The organism is Enterobacter sp. fkY84-1 (assembly GCF_052974705.1).
Genome location: NZ_CP169393.1, coordinates 2,701,085 through 2,717,374, shown reverse-complemented (window position 1 = coordinate 2,717,374; position 16,290 = coordinate 2,701,085). Strand labels below are relative to the sequence as shown.

12 protein-coding genes are annotated in these 16,290 nt (G+C 60.7%); 9 read left to right on the top strand and 3 right to left on the bottom strand.

The genetic code is table 11. From position 1 onward, the window contains the following. Positions 1-73: 73 nt before the first annotated feature. Positions 74-304, top strand: coding sequence for a putative cation transport regulator ChaB (chaB, locus tag ACEPLT_RS13040; protein ID WP_008499518.1), 231 nt, complete (start codon positions 74-76; stop codon positions 302-304). Between the two features lie 177 nt (positions 305-481). Continuing rightward, the gene (locus ACEPLT_RS13035) at positions 482-1,177 is read left to right on the top strand and encodes a gamma-glutamylcyclotransferase (protein ID WP_032676027.1); all 696 of its coding nucleotides are present in this window, start codon (positions 482-484) and stop codon (positions 1,175-1,177) included. Between the two features lie 29 nt (positions 1,178-1,206). On the opposite strand, the gene ACEPLT_RS13030 is transcribed toward ACEPLT_RS13035, so the two are convergent. From ACEPLT_RS13030 to ACEPLT_RS13020, 3 genes are all read right to left on the bottom strand, one after another. Further along, complete coding sequence (locus ACEPLT_RS13030) at positions 1,207-1,446, bottom strand: DUF1883 domain-containing protein (RefSeq protein WP_008499520.1); 240 nt, start codon at positions 1,444-1,446, stop codon at positions 1,207-1,209. Positions 1,447-1,657: 211 nt separating this feature from the next. Further along, positions 1,658-3,442 (bottom strand): methyl-accepting chemotaxis protein, encoded by a 1,785-nt coding sequence (locus ACEPLT_RS13025; RefSeq protein ID WP_032674982.1) that lies wholly within the window; start codon positions 3,440-3,442, stop codon positions 1,658-1,660. A 106-nt stretch (positions 3,443-3,548) separates the two neighbouring features. Next, positions 3,549-3,902, bottom strand: coding sequence for a DsrE/DsrF/TusD sulfur relay family protein (locus tag ACEPLT_RS13020; RefSeq protein WP_008499522.1), 354 nt, complete (start codon positions 3,900-3,902; stop codon positions 3,549-3,551). 72 nt (positions 3,903-3,974) lie between these two features. On the opposite strand from ACEPLT_RS13020, the gene nasR reads away from it, so the two are divergent. The 7 genes from nasR (at position 3,975) to ACEPLT_RS12985 (ending at position 16,290) form a co-directional block, all read left to right on the top strand. Continuing rightward, positions 3,975-5,159, top strand: a complete 1,185-nt coding sequence (nasR, locus tag ACEPLT_RS13015) for a nitrate regulatory protein NasR (RefSeq protein WP_232927524.1) — start codon at positions 3,975-3,977, stop codon at positions 5,157-5,159. Positions 5,160-5,387: 228 nt separating this feature from the next. Then, positions 5,388-6,635, top strand: coding sequence for a CmpA/NrtA family ABC transporter substrate-binding protein (locus tag ACEPLT_RS13010; protein ID WP_032674980.1), 1,248 nt, complete (start codon positions 5,388-5,390; stop codon positions 6,633-6,635). Between the two features lie 2 nt (positions 6,636-6,637). Beyond that, positions 6,638-7,516, top strand: coding sequence for a nitrate ABC transporter permease (ntrB, locus tag ACEPLT_RS13005; protein ID WP_032674979.1), 879 nt, complete (start codon positions 6,638-6,640; stop codon positions 7,514-7,516). Between the two features lie 9 nt (positions 7,517-7,525). Next, the gene (locus ACEPLT_RS13000; RefSeq protein WP_021240347.1) at positions 7,526-8,314 is read left to right on the top strand and encodes an ABC transporter ATP-binding protein; all 789 of its coding nucleotides are present in this window, start codon (positions 7,526-7,528) and stop codon (positions 8,312-8,314) included. 13 nt (positions 8,315-8,327) lie between these two features. After that, a complete protein-coding gene (nirB, locus tag ACEPLT_RS12995) occupies positions 8,328-12,314 on the top strand; it encodes a nitrite reductase large subunit NirB (protein WP_084832587.1) in 3,987 nt (1,328 codons plus the stop codon). Further along, complete coding sequence (locus ACEPLT_RS12990) at positions 12,311-14,836, top strand: nitrate reductase (protein ID WP_248213906.1); 2,526 nt, start codon at positions 12,311-12,313, stop codon at positions 14,834-14,836. The genes nirB and ACEPLT_RS12990 overlap by 4 nt, the downstream gene beginning before the upstream one ends. A 47-nt stretch (positions 14,837-14,883) precedes the next feature. Beyond that, positions 14,884-16,290, top strand: coding sequence for a YchO/YchP family invasin (locus tag ACEPLT_RS12985; RefSeq protein ID WP_023292222.1), 1,407 nt, complete (start codon positions 14,884-14,886; stop codon positions 16,288-16,290).

Genomic DNA, 16,290 nt, shown 5'->3' with positions numbered 1-16,290 from the left:
TAAATGAAGTGTGGGTGGCACGCTGCCATATCGTCGTCCACACTTATCTCTTTAACCAAAAGAGAGGTGAGTGATGCCTTATAAAACGAAACGCGAATTACCCGATAATGTGCAAAACGTGCTGCCCGCTCACGCGCAGGATATCTACAAAGAGGCGTTTAACAGTGCCTGGGATCAGTACAAAGATAAGGACGATCGCCGGGATGATGCCAGCCGTGAAGAGACGGCACACAAAGTCGCCTGGGCCGCCGTAAAACATGAATATGAAAAAGGAGACGACGATAAATGGCATAAAAAGAAATAGCCCTGAAATAATTCGCTGCCTTCATTTTGACTTTTCAGGCGGTTGAACTGCCGTTGTATTGCAACTGGTCCGCTAATTGCTTATCGTTATTCAACTGCTGGCAAAATGACCAGCACCTAAGGCCGGGAAGGCGAATTACAGATGTCGCAAGGAAGCATGCAGTGGCGGAGGTGGAAAGTGTTAACGCGTGATTTCTTAATGAAGGCAGATTGTAAGACGGCATTTGGTGCTATTGAGGAATCGCTTCTCTGGTCAGCTGAACAACGTGCGGCGTCGCTCGCTGCCACGCTTGCCTGCCGCCCGGATGATGGCCCGGTATGGATTTTTGGCTACGGCTCCCTGATGTGGAACCCGGCGCTCGAATTTGTCGAATCGGCAACGGGCACGTTGCCCGGCTGGCACCGCGCATTTTGCCTGCGCCTGACGGCCGGACGCGGCAGCGCGTGCCAGCCCGGGCGTATGCTTGCACTGAAAGAGGGCGGACGCACCACGGGCGTGGCGTATCGCCTCCCGGATGCCACCCTGGAAGAGGAGCTTACGCTGCTCTGGAAGCGTGAGATGATCACCGGCTGCTATATGCCGAGCTGGTGTAAGCTGGAGCTGGACGACGGTCGCACCGTCAATGCGCTGGTGTTTATCATGGACCCGCGCCATCCGCTGTATGAAGCGGACACCCGCACGCAGGTGATTGCCCCGTTAATTGCCGCCGCCAGCGGGCCGCTGGGTACCAACGCGCAGTATCTCTTCTCTCTCGATCAGGAGCTTACCCGCCTCGGCATGAAGGACGATTGTCTGAATGAGCTGGTGGTGAAGGTGAAGGCGCTGCTGGAAGGAAACCCGCTCAACGGCAAGCTGCGACCGGGTTTTGCCTGATAATACGCCCGGCTCGCCGGGCGCATAATTTAAGCTGCTACGTAACTGACAGAGTGCTCCAGAGACTGGCTGTGGCTATCGATCAGCACATCCCAGGTGCCGGTATACGGCACGGTAAGCCAGGCGTTATCATCCTGCACGGTGAGAATATCCGCCTGGGATTGTTTTTGTGCTTTCGCACTCATCAGATGAATACGGCAGCGCTCTGAGCAACGCACCACTACCGTATCCCCGCCAAACAGTTTCAAACTTGTTTTTACCAGTGCCATTTTTTACCCCGTAGTCTTAAACAACGCTCTCCCTGCAGCCATATCCGAGCGTGATGTTGTTCACAATTCACTCATGGCATAACACCAAAGGGGAGGGGGAGGGATGCTGATTTTGATCAAAAAATGGCATAACGATTAAACAAAAATGACAAAATTCCTCAAAATTTCAGCTGACGCGCGTTTTACCCGCTAAACGCGCGCCAGTAGAAAATTAAATGCGGAAATGGCCGGCGGTTTCAGCAAGGTCGCCCGCCTGGCTCTGCAGGGCGCCCGCAGCGGCGGCGGATTGCACCACCAGCTCGGCGTTCTGCTGGACCATGCGGTCGAGATGGGTCACCGCGTGGTTGATCTCGTGAATACCCTTCATCTGCTCGCTGGTGGCGGTGGAGATTTCGCGCATGATGCCGGAGACGCTGCCGATGCTGGAGCGGATCTCATCCATGCTTTCCCCGGCCAGATGCACGTAGCGGGAGCCGGTGGCCACGCTGTCGGTGGTGGAATCAATCAGCGATTTGATCTCTTTCGCCGCCTGGGCGCTGCGGCTCGCCAGGTTACGCACTTCGCCCGCCACCACGGCAAACCCGCGCCCCTGCTCCCCGGCACGGGCCGCCTCGACGGAGGCGTTCAGCGCCAGAATGTTGGTCTGGAACGCGATGCCGTCAATCACGCTGGTGATATCGCCAATTTTAGCCGACGCGACTTCGATGGACTGCATGGTGCTGATCGCCTGGGATACCACCTCGCCGCCGCGCGCCGCGGCCGCGGATGCCTTGCTCGCCTGGTCATTTGCTTCCGCCGCCGACTCGTTCGACTGGGTCACGGAGGCGGTGATCTGCTCCACGGCGCTGGCCGTCTCGCGCAGGCTGGACGCCGCCTGCTCGGTACGTCCGGAGAGATCCTGGTTACCCGCCGCAATCTCCTGAGCGGCGTTTTTCACCGACTCGCTGGCATCACGGAGCTGCACCATCACCACCGACAGCTTATCGCTGAAGGCGTTAAAGGCCTGGGCAATCTGCGCCACCTCGTCCTCGCCGCTGTCCGGCAGACGCTGCGACAGGTCGTTAGTCCCGTTGGCAATGTTGTGCATCGCGTCGCGAATGTCCGACAGGCGCTTCAGCAGACGGGCAATCAGGAGGTGAACAATGGCCGCGCTCAGCAGCGCCAGGATCACCAGCGAAATCGCCGAGGCTTTAAGCAGGGAACGCATGCCTGAGGTGGCGTCACCGCTGTCGAGGGCGACGACCAGCAGCCAGTTTGTGCCCGGCACGGCTGTCGCCACGAAGGTTTTTTCGACGTCGTTCAGCGTACCGTCGACAAGGTTACCGCTTTTCAGCGCAGCAAAATCGATGCCTTTGATGGTCTCAGCAAACGGTTTAAGCGTCAGAGCCGGATCGTTAGCCGCAATCACGCTGCCGTCACTGTTCAGAAGCAAGCCGCTGCTGGACGGAGTTGGATGGATCCCGCGCACGTTCGCCACCACGCTGTCCATGGCCACATCGCCCGCCACCACCGCTTTCAGGGCGCCATTCTCTTTCACCGGCACGGCGAAAGTCACCACCAGTTTACCGGTACCGGCATCAACGTAAGGCGCGGTGACGACCGGGCCGTCCGTGCTGACCACCTGCTGATACCACGGGCGAATTGTCGGGTCATAATCCGCAGGTACGCCCGCGGGCTCAGAGAATTTCGCCGTTTTGCTGGCGTAGCCGACATAAACGTTGGTGAATCCACCCGCCTGCGCAAGCTGTTTAAACACCGGAACCGGGTCGTCACTCAGCGCAACGGTCTGGGCAGAGGCGATAACCGTCATCTTGCTTTTTACCCAGTCGGCAATCGCCATGTTATGGCTGGCGCTGGTGCTGGTCAGGATATCGCGCTGTGACTGCTGGTTATCCTGGCGTGTGACCTGGAAGTTAATAACGGTGTTGAGGAGAAGGGCGACGACCAGACAGCCTGCCGTCGCCGCGATGATGCGTGCACGAATCGATCTGAACATAAGTGAAATACCTGCTGTGTTGTTTCCATGCCTATCGGCAACCCCGCAGGTAAACTTGATGCTGAAACCGCGTCCATAAGAAAATAATATTTTTACGGGTTTATTATTAAAAAGTTAATACTTTATCAGCGGACAACGTCCACTCGGCCAGTTCAACCAGCGTACCAATTTCTACGCCATCAATCAGCGGCAGTCCGGTGATACCGCGCCCGTCGGTGCAGGTTTTGCACAGCTTCACCGGCACGTTTTGTGCGGTCAGGATCTCCAGCATCTGCTGAATGTTATAGCCCTCGGCCGGCTTTTGTCCCTTCAGCCCGGCGGTGACGGCGTCCGACATTAAAAAGAGGCGTAACGCCAGATCGCTCTCTTTTTCACGTAGCGCGATCGCCAGGCGCAGGCTGTTGAAAAGGGATTCGCTGCCGTAGGCCGCACCGTTGGCGACGATCACAATCTTCTGCATGTTGACTCCTGTTCTTATAAAGGCACGAATATTGCTTAATTCCCCGGAGTTTCGCTGTCCGGGAGAGTAAGCATGACATTAATGGCAGGCATTTCGCCAGGCGCTGCCGAATGGCTCACGCGCGCAAAAATGATGCGCCAGGAGCAGTTCAGCAAGCTGGCACAGCTGGGCGTGCTTGTGCACGGCATTAGCCAACTGGTGCACATGTTACAGTGCGAGCGCGGGGCGTCCAACGTCTGGCTCTGCTCACAGGGCAAGCTGTACGCTCCCGAATGCAAAGCCAGCCGGGCGCTGGTGGATGAAAACCTCGCAGCCCTTTACGGCATTCTTGAAACACAGTCGCCGATTCCGGGAAGTGCCGTCTGTGAACGCATCGGCGGCGCGCTCCTGAGCCTGGATACGCTTCCCGCGCTGCGTGACGGTGTGATTCAGCAGACGGTAACGGCACCCCAGGCGATGGAACACTACTCCCGCATGCTTCGCCATCTGCTCAGTATCGTGCCGCAGCTTAATGACAGCATTGACGATCCGCAAATCGCAGGACGTTTTGTCGCGCTATATAGCCTGATGCAGGGCAAAGAGCTGGCGGGACAGGAGCGGGCGCTGGGGGCGATTGGCTTCACGCAGGGTTTTTTCGATGATGTGACTCGTCAGAGGCTGGTTGACCGTATTGACGGGCAGCAGGCCTGCTTTGAGATCTTTCTCTCACACAGCTCCGCTGACGTTCAGACCACCTTTTCAATGCACTGTCAGCCCGATCGTGAAACGGAGCAGCTCCGGCGCGTGGCCTGTACCCGCCAGCCCGCCGCCGATAACGGCCTTACCGCGCTGGCCTGGTTTGCTCTGCAAACCGCGCGCCTTGAGCATCTGCGCACGCTGGAGGAGACGATCATCGCCGATCTGATGGTCGCGGTGGACGAATGCATTCACCGTGACGATGAGTACGCGCTCCCCGGCGATGAACAGGATGACCCGCCGATCCGCTATCCGGAAAAACCGTTGCTTACCCTGGTTCGCCAGCAGGCGCGCGAGATAGAGCAGCTCTCACGTCAGCTTGCATCGCTGCGCGATACGCTTGAAGAGCGCAAAATCATTGATAAAGCGAAGAGCGTGCTGATGACCCACCAGAATATGAGTGAGGAACAGGCCTGGACGGCGCTGCGCAAAATGGCGATGGACAAGAACCAAAGGATGGTGGATATCGCCCGCGCGCTGCTCATGGTGAAGAGTGTATGGCAGGTAACACCAAAGGAGTAGCTGCACGGTCGGTGGGCATTTTATGCCTGTTTGCGGTGCGTAAAGGCGAGGGAAAAACGGTAAGCGCCGCAAGAAACAGTGTGTTAAAACCTGGCATTCACTTTGCATTATCAGATTAACCATTTTTGACGATGCGCCAACGGCGGTGCATCCGTCTTCGGGATAAAGGCGTCCACTGGTGCTTCGGCACCGTGGGCGCTTTTTTTTGTTTTTTTTTCAGGAGTGGTCATGGCGGATTTGTCGAGACGGCGTTTTTTGCAGGCCAGCATGCTGGCGAGTGGTGCAATGCTGTTGCCGGGTGTCATGCAGGCCGCATGGGCGGCAGGCTCGGATAAACCGGAGCAGGAAACAGTGCGCATCGGGTTTATCCCGCTGACCGACTGTGCCCCGGTGGTTATCGCGGCGCTGAAAGGGTTTGATAAAAAATACGGTATTACCATCGTGCCCACCAAAGAGGCGAGCTGGGCGGCGGTGCGCGACAAGCTGGTGGCGGGCGAACTCGATGCCGCGCACATTCTCTACGGCCTGCTGTACGGACTGGAGCTGGGCATCGCCGGCAAGCCACAGCAGATGGCTAACCTGATGACCCTCAACCAGAACGGCCAGGCGATTACGCTCTCCAGCGATCTGGCAGAGAAGGGCGTTCGTGACCTTGACGGGCTGAAAAAGCGGATTGGGCAGCAGGCGCCTGGCACCTATACCTTCGCGCACACCTTCCCGACCGGGACGCACGCCATGTGGCTCTACTACTGGCTGGCCAGCGCGGGCATTCACCCTTTTGACGACGTGCGCACGGTGGTGGTGCCGCCGCCGCAGATGGTGATGAACATGCGCATTGGCAACATGGTCGGCTTTTGCGTCGGCGAGCCGTGGAACGCGCGTGCCATCAACGACCGCATCGGTTTTACCGCCGCCACGTCGCAGTCTGTCTGGGCCGACCATCCGGAAAAAATCCTCGGGACGCGTCGCGACTGGGTGGAGAGAAACCCGCACACCGCCCGGGCGCTGGTGAGCGCAGTGCTGGAGGCGGCGCGCTGGATTGAGGCCTCTCCGGAAAACAAACGCGAAACCGCGCAGATCCTCTCCCGCCGGGCGTGGCTCAACTGCAAAGAGCAGTATCTCACCGGACGCATGCTCGGCGAGTACGACAACGGCCTGGGCCAGCGCTGGCAGGACGCGCACCCGATCCGCTTCTTCAACGAGGGGGCCGTCAGCTACCCGTATCACTCCGACGGCATGTGGTTCTTAACCCAGTTCCGCCGCTGGGGCTTGCTCAAAGCCGCCCCGGACTATGCGGGCATCGCACAACGCATTAACCAGACGGCGGTCTGGCAGGATGCCGCCACGGCGGTGGGGGGCATTACCACACCGACTTCACCACTACGCAGCAGCACATTGATGGACGGCACCGTCTGGAACGGTACCGACCCGGAAGGATACGCCAGCCGTTTCGCCATTCACCGTAAAGGGGCCTGATTATGCAGCATCTGCAAAAGACAAAATCACACGAGACGCCGGAGAGTGGAGAGGTGATTGTCCTGCCTCCGGTGCAGGTTCGCCGCCGTACGCCGACGTTTGCGCGTCGGATTAACGCGATCCTTCAGCGCATCATTCCGGCTTTTCTGGGGCTGGGACTGCTGGTGGTGCTCTGGCAGCTGGCGGCGATTAACAGCAAAGGTTTCCCGACGCCGCTCAGCACGCTCGATTCCGCTATTACCCTGTTTGCCGATCCGTTTTATCGCGACGGGCCAAACGACATGGGCATCGGCTGGAACGTGCTCGCCTCATTACAGCGCGTGGCGGTGGGCTTTGGCCTGGCCGCGTTCGCCGGGATCCCGCTCGGTTTCCTGATTGGCCGCTTCACCTTTTTTTCGCGCATGTTCGGCCCGCTGATCGCGCTGTTACGCCCGGTTAGCCCGCTGGCCTGGCTGCCCATCGGCCTGCTGCTGTTCCAGAAAGCGGAGCCCGCGTCGAGCTGGACCATTTTTATCTGCTCCATCTGGCCGATGGTGATCAACACCGCCGAAGGCGTGCGCCGTATTCCGCAGGACTACCTCAACGTGGCCCGGGTGCTGCAGCTTTCCGAGTGGACCATCATGCGCCGCATTCTCTTCCCGGCGGTGCTGCCCGCGGTGCTGACCGGGGTGCGCCTCTCCATCGGCATCGCCTGGCTGGTGATTGTCGCCGCCGAGATGCTGACCGGCGGTTTAGGGATCGGTTTCTGGATCTGGAACGAGTGGAACAACCTCAACGTCGACAACATTCTCATCGCCATCGTCATCATTGGCGTGGTCGGGCTGCTGCTGGAGCAGGGGCTGATGCTGATCGCCCGTCGCTTTAGCTGGCAGGAAAAATAAGGAGCGAACATGAAACCATTAATCCAGGTCCAGGCCGTGAGCCAGCGTTTTTCCACCGCCAGCGGCGAATTTCTGGCGCTGCAGAACGTCTCTTTTGATATCCATGAGGGCGAAACCGTCAGCCTGATTGGGCACTCCGGCTGCGGTAAATCGACGCTGCTTAACCTTATCGCTGGGATCACGCTGCCGACGGAAGGCGGGCTGATTTGCGACAACCGCGAAATTGCCGGGCCGGGTCCGGAGCGCGCGGTGGTATTCCAGAACCATTCGCTGCTGCCGTGGCTCACCTGCTTCGACAACGTGGCCCTGGCGGTAGATCACGTGTTTCGCCACAGCATGAGCAAGGCGGAGCGCCGGGAGTGGATTGAGCACAACCTCGACCGCGTGCAGATGGGGCACGCCCTGCACAAGCGCCCGGGGGAGATCTCCGGCGGCATGAAGCAGCGCGTCGGGATTGCCCGCGCGCTGGCGATGAAGCCGAAAGTCCTGCTGATGGATGAACCCTTCGGCGCGCTGGATGCGCTGACGCGCGCCCATCTGCAGGACTCGGTGATGCAGATCCAGCAGGCGCTGAACACCACCATCGTGCTGATTACCCACGACGTGGACGAGGCGGTGCTGCTCTCCGATCGCGTGCTGATGATGACCAACGGCCCGGCGGCGACCGTCGGGGAGATCCTGCACGTTGACCTGCCGCGCCCGCGTAACCGGGTGCAGCTGGCCGACGACAGCCGCTATCACCACATGCGCCAGCAGATCCTGCATTTCCTCTATGAAAAGCAGCCGAAAGCGGCGTAGCGAGGGGGCTTTGATGCGACTGGTCATTATCGGAAATGGCATGGCGGCCACGCGGCTGATTGCCTCGCTCACCGGGCGTGCTGCCGATCGTTTCACTATTACCGTCATCGGTGACGAGCCGGAGCATGCCTATAACCGCATCCAGCTTTCACCGGTGCTGGGCGGTGAAAAAACGGCGGCGGGCATCTGTCTTCAGAATGACGACTGGTACCAGGAACGGGGCGTGACGGTGCTGCGGGGCGAAAAGGCGCTCGCCGTGAATGTGGACACGCGGGAAGTGCAAACCACCGCCCGCACGCTGGGCTGGGATGCGCTGGTGTTTGCCACCGGATCAACGCCCTTTGTTCCGCCAATTCCTGGCTGCAATGCGCCGCATGTCTTCACGTTCCGTACCCTGGAGGATATCCGGGCCATTCGGGCGATCGCCGGTCCGGCGGTAGTGCTGGGCGGCGGCGTGCTCGGGGTTGAGACGGCGGCAGCGCTGGCGCGCTCAGGGGACAACGTCACCCTTGTTCATCGCGGTCCGTGGCTGATGGAGCAGCAGCTGGATGAGAAGGCGGGCGTGCTGCTGGAAGAGGCGCTGGCGGCGCGGGGCGTGCGCTGTGAGCTCGCCTCAGGCATCGCGGCGATTGACGGGAATAGCGTGACGCTGCTGAACGGACGCAGCGTCACCGCCGCGCGCGTGGTGCTGGCGACGGGCGTGCAGCCCAACGTCGTGCTGGCGCAGGCCAGCGGCATTCGCTGCGCGCGCGGCATCGTGGTGGATCACCAGATGCAAACCTCCGCGCCGGACGTCTACGCCATTGGCGAATGCTGTGAAATTGACGGCCAGACGTTTGGCCTGGTCGCCCCCTGTCTGGCGCAGGCGGATATCCTCGCCGCACGGCTGGCCGGAGACGTTACCGCGCCATTTGCCCTGACCGACAACGGCATGCGCCTCAAGGTGACCGGCGTGGAGCTGTTCAGCCTCGGTCGCGCGGCAGAGCAGGAGGGCGATGTGGTCTGGAGCGCATGGGATCCGCTGACCCGTCACTATCGTCGCTTACTGATCCATCAGGGGGCGCTGGCTGGCGTGCTGCTGATGGGGGACTGCCGCAGCGCGGCAACATTTACCGATTTACTGGCAACGGCTGCGCCCGCGCACGCGGACTGGCTGTTCGATCGTTTCACTACGCAACCGCAGGTTGCAGGACAGAACGCTATGACAAAACCTACTCTGGTGGTGGTTGGGCACGGTATGGTCGGCCATCATTTCCTCGAAGACTGCGTTAACCGCAATTTGCATCAGCAGTATCAGATCGTTGTCTTTGGCGAGGAGCGCTATGCCGCCTACGACCGCGTGCATCTGTCGGAATATTTTGGCGGCCGCAGCGCGGCGTCGCTTTCGCTGGTGGAGGGGGATTTCTTTGCCGACAACGGCATTGAGCTGCGCCTGTCGCAGCAGATTGTCGCTATCGATCGCGACGCGCGCGTGGTGCGTAGCGCCAGCGGGCACGAAACCCACTGGGACAAGCTGGTGCTGGCGACCGGCTCATACCCGTTCGTGCCGCCCGTGCCGGGCAACGATCTGCCGGGCTGTTTTGTCTACCGCACCCTTGACGACCTGGACAACATTGCGGCGCACGCGGCGGGCTCACGCCGCGGCGTGGTGATTGGCGGCGGGCTGCTGGGGCTGGAGGCGGCGAATGCCCTGAAGCAGCTCGGGCTGGAAACTCACGTGGCGGAGTTTGCGCCCAATCTGATGGCGGTCCAGCTCGACAACGACGGCGCGGCGATGCTGCGCAAGAAAATCGAGGCGCTGGGCGTCGGCGTTCACACCAGTAAAGCGACAACGGAGATCGCCACGGCGGACGGCGGGCTGGTGCTGCGCTTTGCCGATGGCGAACAGCTGGAAACGGACATGGTGGTGTTTTCTGCCGGCATTCGTCCGCAGGACGCGCTGGCGCGCAGCAGCGGGTTGGCTATCGGCGAACGCGGCGGGATCGGCATTGACGACCGCTGTCAGACCTCCGATCCGGACGTGCTGGCCATTGGTGAATGCGCCCTGTGGGAAGGGAAAATCTTCGGGCTGGTTGCGCCCGGTTACCAGATGGCGCGGGTGGCCGCCGCCGCGCTGGCGGGAGAGGAGAAAACCTTCGCCGGCGCGGATATGAGCACCAAACTCAAGCTGCTGGGCGTGGACGTGGCCTCGTTCGGCGATGCTCACGGCCGCACGCCGGGGGCGCTGAGCTACCAGTGGACGCACGGCCCGCAGCAAATCTACAAGAAAATCGTGGTCAGCCACGACGGCAAAACGCTGCTCGGCGGCGTGCTGGTGGGTGATGCCAGCGAATACGCCACGCTGGTACAGATGATGCTCAACGGGATAGCCCTGCCAAAAGAGCCGGAAACGCTGATATTACCCGCGTCGTCAGGCAGTGCGCCAAAAGCGCTCGGCGTGGCAGCGCTGCCGGAAAGCGCACAAATCTGTTCGTGTCATAACGTCAGCAAAGGCGATATCTGTCAGGCGGTAAGTGCGGGCGCAACGGATATCGGCGCAATTAAGCAGTGCACCAAAGCGGCGACCGGCTGCGGAGGATGTAGCGCACTGGTGAAGCAGGTGATGGAGTTCCAGCTGGCGGCGCAGGGCGTGGAGGTGAAAAAGGACATCTGCGAACACTTCCCGTACTCGCGTCAGGAGATTTACCACCTCGTGCGCGTCAACCATATCCGCACCTTTGACCAGCTCATTAGCCGCTACGGTCAGGGACACGGGTGCGAAATTTGTAAGCCACTGGTGGGGTCAGTGCTCGCCTCCTGCTGGAACGAGTATCTGCTGAAACCGGCACACCTGCCGCTGCAGGACACCAACGACCGCTACTTCGCCAATATCCAGAAGGACGGTACTTACTCCATCGTGCCGCGCATGCCTGCGGGGGAAGTGACTGCAGACGGGCTGATCGCCATCGGCCAGATTGCAAAACGCTACAGCCTGTACAGCAAAATCACCGGCGGCCAGCGTATCGACCTGTTTGGCGCCACGCTGGAACAGCTGCCGGAGATCTGGCAGGCGCTGGTGGAAGCCGGATTTGAAACCGGGCACGCCTACGGCAAATCCCTGCGCACGGTGAAATCCTGCGTCGGGTCGACCTGGTGTCGCTACGGCGTGCAGGACTCCACCGGCCTCGCGGTCAGGCTCGAGCACCGCTACAAAGGCCTGCGCGCCCCGCACAAAATCAAAATGGCGGTCTCAGGGTGTACCCGCGAATGCGCCGAGGCGCAGAGTAAAGACGTGGGGGTGATTGCCACCGATAAGGGGTGGAACCTCTACCTGTGCGGCAACGGCGGCATGAAGCCGCGCCATGCGGATCTCCTCGCCAGCGATCTCGACGACGAAACGCTGATCCGCACCGTCGATCGCTTCCTGATGTTCTACATCCGCACGGCGGATCGCCTGCAGCGCACCAGCACCTGGATGGACAACCTGAAAGGCGGTCTCGACTACCTGCGGGAGGTCATCCTCAACGACAGCCTGGGCATCGCCCACGAGCTGGAGCAGGAGATGGCCCGGGTGGTGGAAACCTACCAGTGCGAATGGCAAACCACGCTTAACGATCCAAACCGTCTGGCGCTGTTCCGCACCGCGGTGAACGTCGCGCCGTCTGATGAAAGCAAGCGCTGGCAGGAAATCTGCGGCATCGACGATATCCCCGAGCAGGCGGGAATCGGCGCGCGGCTTGGGCGTAAGCCGATCGCGCTGTTCCGCTTTGGCAAAACCGTTTACGCCCTCGACGATCGGGAGCCTGGCAGCAGCGCGAACGTGCTTTCCCGCGGCATTCTTGGCGATGCGGCGGGGGAGCCGGTGGTGATCTCCCCGCTCTACAAGCAGCGTATCCGTCTGCGCGACGGCTGTCAGGTGGAGAACGGCGAACCCGCGGTGCGCGCCTGGCCGGTCAAAATTGAGAACGGCAAGGTGTGGGTCGGTAATGATGCCCTGGTAATGCGTGCGGAGGCCTCATGACGGAAACCCGGACAACGTGTCCCTACTGCGGGGTCGGCTGCGGCGTGGTCGCCCGCGTGGACGGTGAAACGGTCAGCGTTCGGGGGGATGAAACCCACCCTGCGAACTTTGGCCGCTTGTGCGTGAAAGGATCGGCCCTGGGGGAAACAATGGGGTTACAGGGGCGATTGCTGCGCCCCGTTGTTGACGGTGCTGAGGTGGCCTGGGCGCAGGCGCTGGGAGCCGCAGGCGAGCGCCTCCAGGACATTATCGACAAATGGGGGCCGCAGGCGGTGGCGTTTTACGCGTCCGGGCAATTGCTTACCGAGGATTATTACGCCGCCAATAAGCTGATGAAAGGGTTTATCGGCGCGGCGAACATTGATACCAACTCCCGGCTCTGCATGTCATCGGCGGTCGTTGGCTACAAGCGCGCCTTTGGTGAAGACGTCGTGCCGTGCAGCTACGAGGATGTGGAAAACAGCGATCTGGTGGTGCTGGTGGGCTCAAACGCGGCCTGGACGCATCCGGTGCTCTATCAGCGCCTGGTACAGGCAAAGCACAACAATCCGGAGATGAAAGTGGTGGTCATCGATCCGCGCAGAACCGCATCCTGTGATATTGCTGACCTGCATCTGACGCTCACTCCCGGCAGCGACGCCGGGCTGTTCGTCGGTCTGCTTAATGTCATTCAGGGAACGGACGCGTGGCCGATATCCCGCGTGGCGGCGTTTTGCGGCCTCTCGCCGCAGGATATTGGTACGTTTTACGACTGGTTTGTGACGGCGCCCCGGGCCATCACGCTCTACACCATGGGAATCAACCAGTCCTCCAGCGGCAGCGACAAATGCAGCGCCATCATTAACGTGCACCTTGCCAGCGGAAAATTTAACCGTCCGGGCTGCGGCCCGTTTTCGCTGACCGGACAGCCAAACGCGATGGGCGGAAGAGAGGTGGGCGGGCTGGCAAACCAGCTGGCGGCGCACATGAACTTTGAGCCGGACGATCTCTCGCGGGTGGCGCGTTTCTGGGGAACGGAACGGCTGGCGCAGACGCCGGGCTTGATGGCGGTGGAGCTGTTTGACGCCATTGCCCGCGGCGAGGTGAAGGCAGTGTGGATCATGGGCACTAACCCCGCCGTGTCGCTGCCGGACAGCCACGCGGTGTGTCAGGCGCTGGGGCGCTGCCCGCTGGTCATTGTCTCTGAGGTGATGAATGATACCGACACCAGCCGGTTTGCCCATATTCGCTTTCCGGCGCTGGCATGGGGAGAGAAGGACGGCACGGTAACCAATTCCGAGCGACGCATTTCGCGCCAGCGCGCGTTCCTGCCCGCGCCCGGTGAGGCAAAGCCGGACTGGTGGATCGTCGCGCAGGTGGCGAAACGGCTGGGGCACGGTGACGCCTTTGCCTGGCTGCATCCCCACGAGATTTTTTGCGAGCATGCGGCGCTGACGGCTTTTGAAAATGACGGCGCGCGGGCGTTAAACCTTCACGACCTGGCTACGTTAACCCGTGAGGAGTGGGAGCGGCTTGAGCCCTGGCAGTGGCCTGGGGGGGATTTCCCGTGCCGAAACATTGTTCCCGTTGACCCACAGTCGCACGGTGCAACGGTCAGCGCGTTGTACCCGCTGATTCTCAACTCGGGGCGCATTCGCGATCAGTGGCATACCATGACGCGAACAGGATATGTGGCCAGACTGATGCAGCATATCGCCGAACCCTTTGTTGAGGTTTGCCCCGCAGACGCCATTCGGTTTTCCCTGTGCGACGGCCAGCTGGCGCGCATCAGTTCGCCGCGCGGCGTCATGGTAGCAAGAGTGCGCATCAGCGACGCCCAGCGTGAAGGGAACGCTTTTGCCCCGATGCACTGGAACGCTGAGTTTGCCCGCCAGGGGAAGGTGAATGCGCTGGTGGAAGGGCGCTGCGATCCGGTTTCGGGCCAGCCGGAGAGTAAACAAACCGCCGTCAGAATCCAGCCCTGGCAGCCCGTCTGGCAGGGAGAACTCTATGCCCGCGAAGGGCTGGAAATGCCCTCTTCGGTTTACTGGTGGCGTAAAGCTTCACGCCTGACGGTGGCGTGCGATAAACCGCTGCTGTCGTGGGTAATGGAATACGCCAGCGGCCGGGGCTGGCAGCTGCAGGTTGCGCAGACCGGTGAACGCAGCAGCGTGCTGGCCTGGCATGAAGGCCAGCTTATGCTGGGTTTCTGGGAAGGTACCGCGTTACCGGCGCTGGCGCATACGGTGATTGAAGCCACTTTTCATTCACCCCCCGTGCTGCCCGCAGAACGCCACGCCCTGTTGAACGGGCAGAGCGTCGGGAAGGCGATGGATCCGGGACGCATTATCTGCAGCTGTTTCAGCGTCGGGGAAGAGGCGATACGGGAGGCGATTGCCGGAGGGTGTGATTCCGTCACCGCGCTGGGGGCGAAGCTGCGCTGTGGTACGAACTGTGGTTCCTGCGTGCCGGAGCTGAAAGGGCTGTTTCAGGATAATCCTGAAATGTCCGCCAGAACTGCATTTCAGGGCTTATCGCGTTAACATAATAAGAGTTTATTCATAAACACAGGTTCTTATTGACGACGTTGATGGCTGTATCGTCCCGCATTCGTTTGCTGTTTTTACTCCCCCTTCTTACGGCCGGAGCCGTTCACGGTGCGCCGAATTCCTTTATGCATCAGGCGCAGCACCCCTTTGATAATAATGGGGATAGTCTGCCCGATCTCGGCCTGGCGGCGCCAACGGGCGAAGGGGAGAAACACCTCGCCGAAATGGCGAAAGCCTTCGGTGAAGCCAGCATGACCGACAACGGGCTGACGACCGGCGAGCAGGCGCGTCAGTTTGCCTTTGGTCAGGTGCGCGACGCGGTAAGCGGGGAAGTGAACCAGCAGATTGAGTCCTGGCTGTCGCCCTGGGGAAACGCCAGCGTGAACGTGCTGGTGGATAATGACGGCAAATTTAACGGCAGCAGCGGGAGCTGGTTCATCCCGTGGAATGATACTAACCGTTACCTCAGCTGGAGCCAGCTTGGCCTGACGCAGCAGACGGATGGCCTGGTCAGTAACGCCGGAATCGGTCAGCGCTGGGTCGCCGGGAAATGGCTGCTGGGCTACAACACCTTTTACGATAATCTTCTGGATGAAAACCTGCAGCGTGCCGGGCTGGGAGCGGAAGCGTGGGGGGAAAATCTGCGCCTCTCAGCGAACTACTATCAGCCCTTTGCCGGATGGCGCGCGCGATCTGACGTTCAGGAGCAGCGCATGGCGCGCGGATATGACGTGACCGCTAAAGCCTGGTTGCCGTGGTTTCATCACCTGAACACCAGCGTTAGCGTTGAGCAGTACTTTGGCGATAACGTTGACCTGTTCAACAGTGGAACCGGGTACCACAACCCGGTTGCGGTCAATCTGGGGCTTAACTATACCCCCGTTCCGCTGGTCACGTTGACCGCCGGGCACAAGCAGGGCGAAAGCGGCGAGAGCCAGAATAACCTTGGGCTGAAGCTCAACTACCGCTTTGGCGTGCCGCTGGCTAAGCAGCTTTCCGCCGATGAGGTCGCCGCGACGCGATCCCTGCGCGGCAGCCGCTACGATTCACCGGAGCGCACTAGCCTGCCGGTGATGGAGTTCCGCCAGCGTAAAACGCTGTCCGTCTGGCTGGCCACGCCGCCGTGGGATCTGAAAGGGGGCGAGACCGTTATGCTGAAGCTGCAGGTTCGCAGCACGCACGGCATCCGTCAGATCCACTGGCTGGGGGATACGCAGGCATTGAGCCTGACGTCGCCGGCCAAAAGTAACAGCGCAGACGGCTGGAGCGTGATTATACCTGCCTGGAATGAACAGGAAGGTGCGACAAACCGCTGGCACCTCTCGGCGGTGGTAGAAGATGAGAAAGGCCAGCGCGTCTCGTCCAATGAGATCACGCTTGCTGTGGTGCAGCCGCTGGTCGCATTGCCTGATGACGACCCGCGCTGGAAGCTGCTGCCGGAGGAGTAA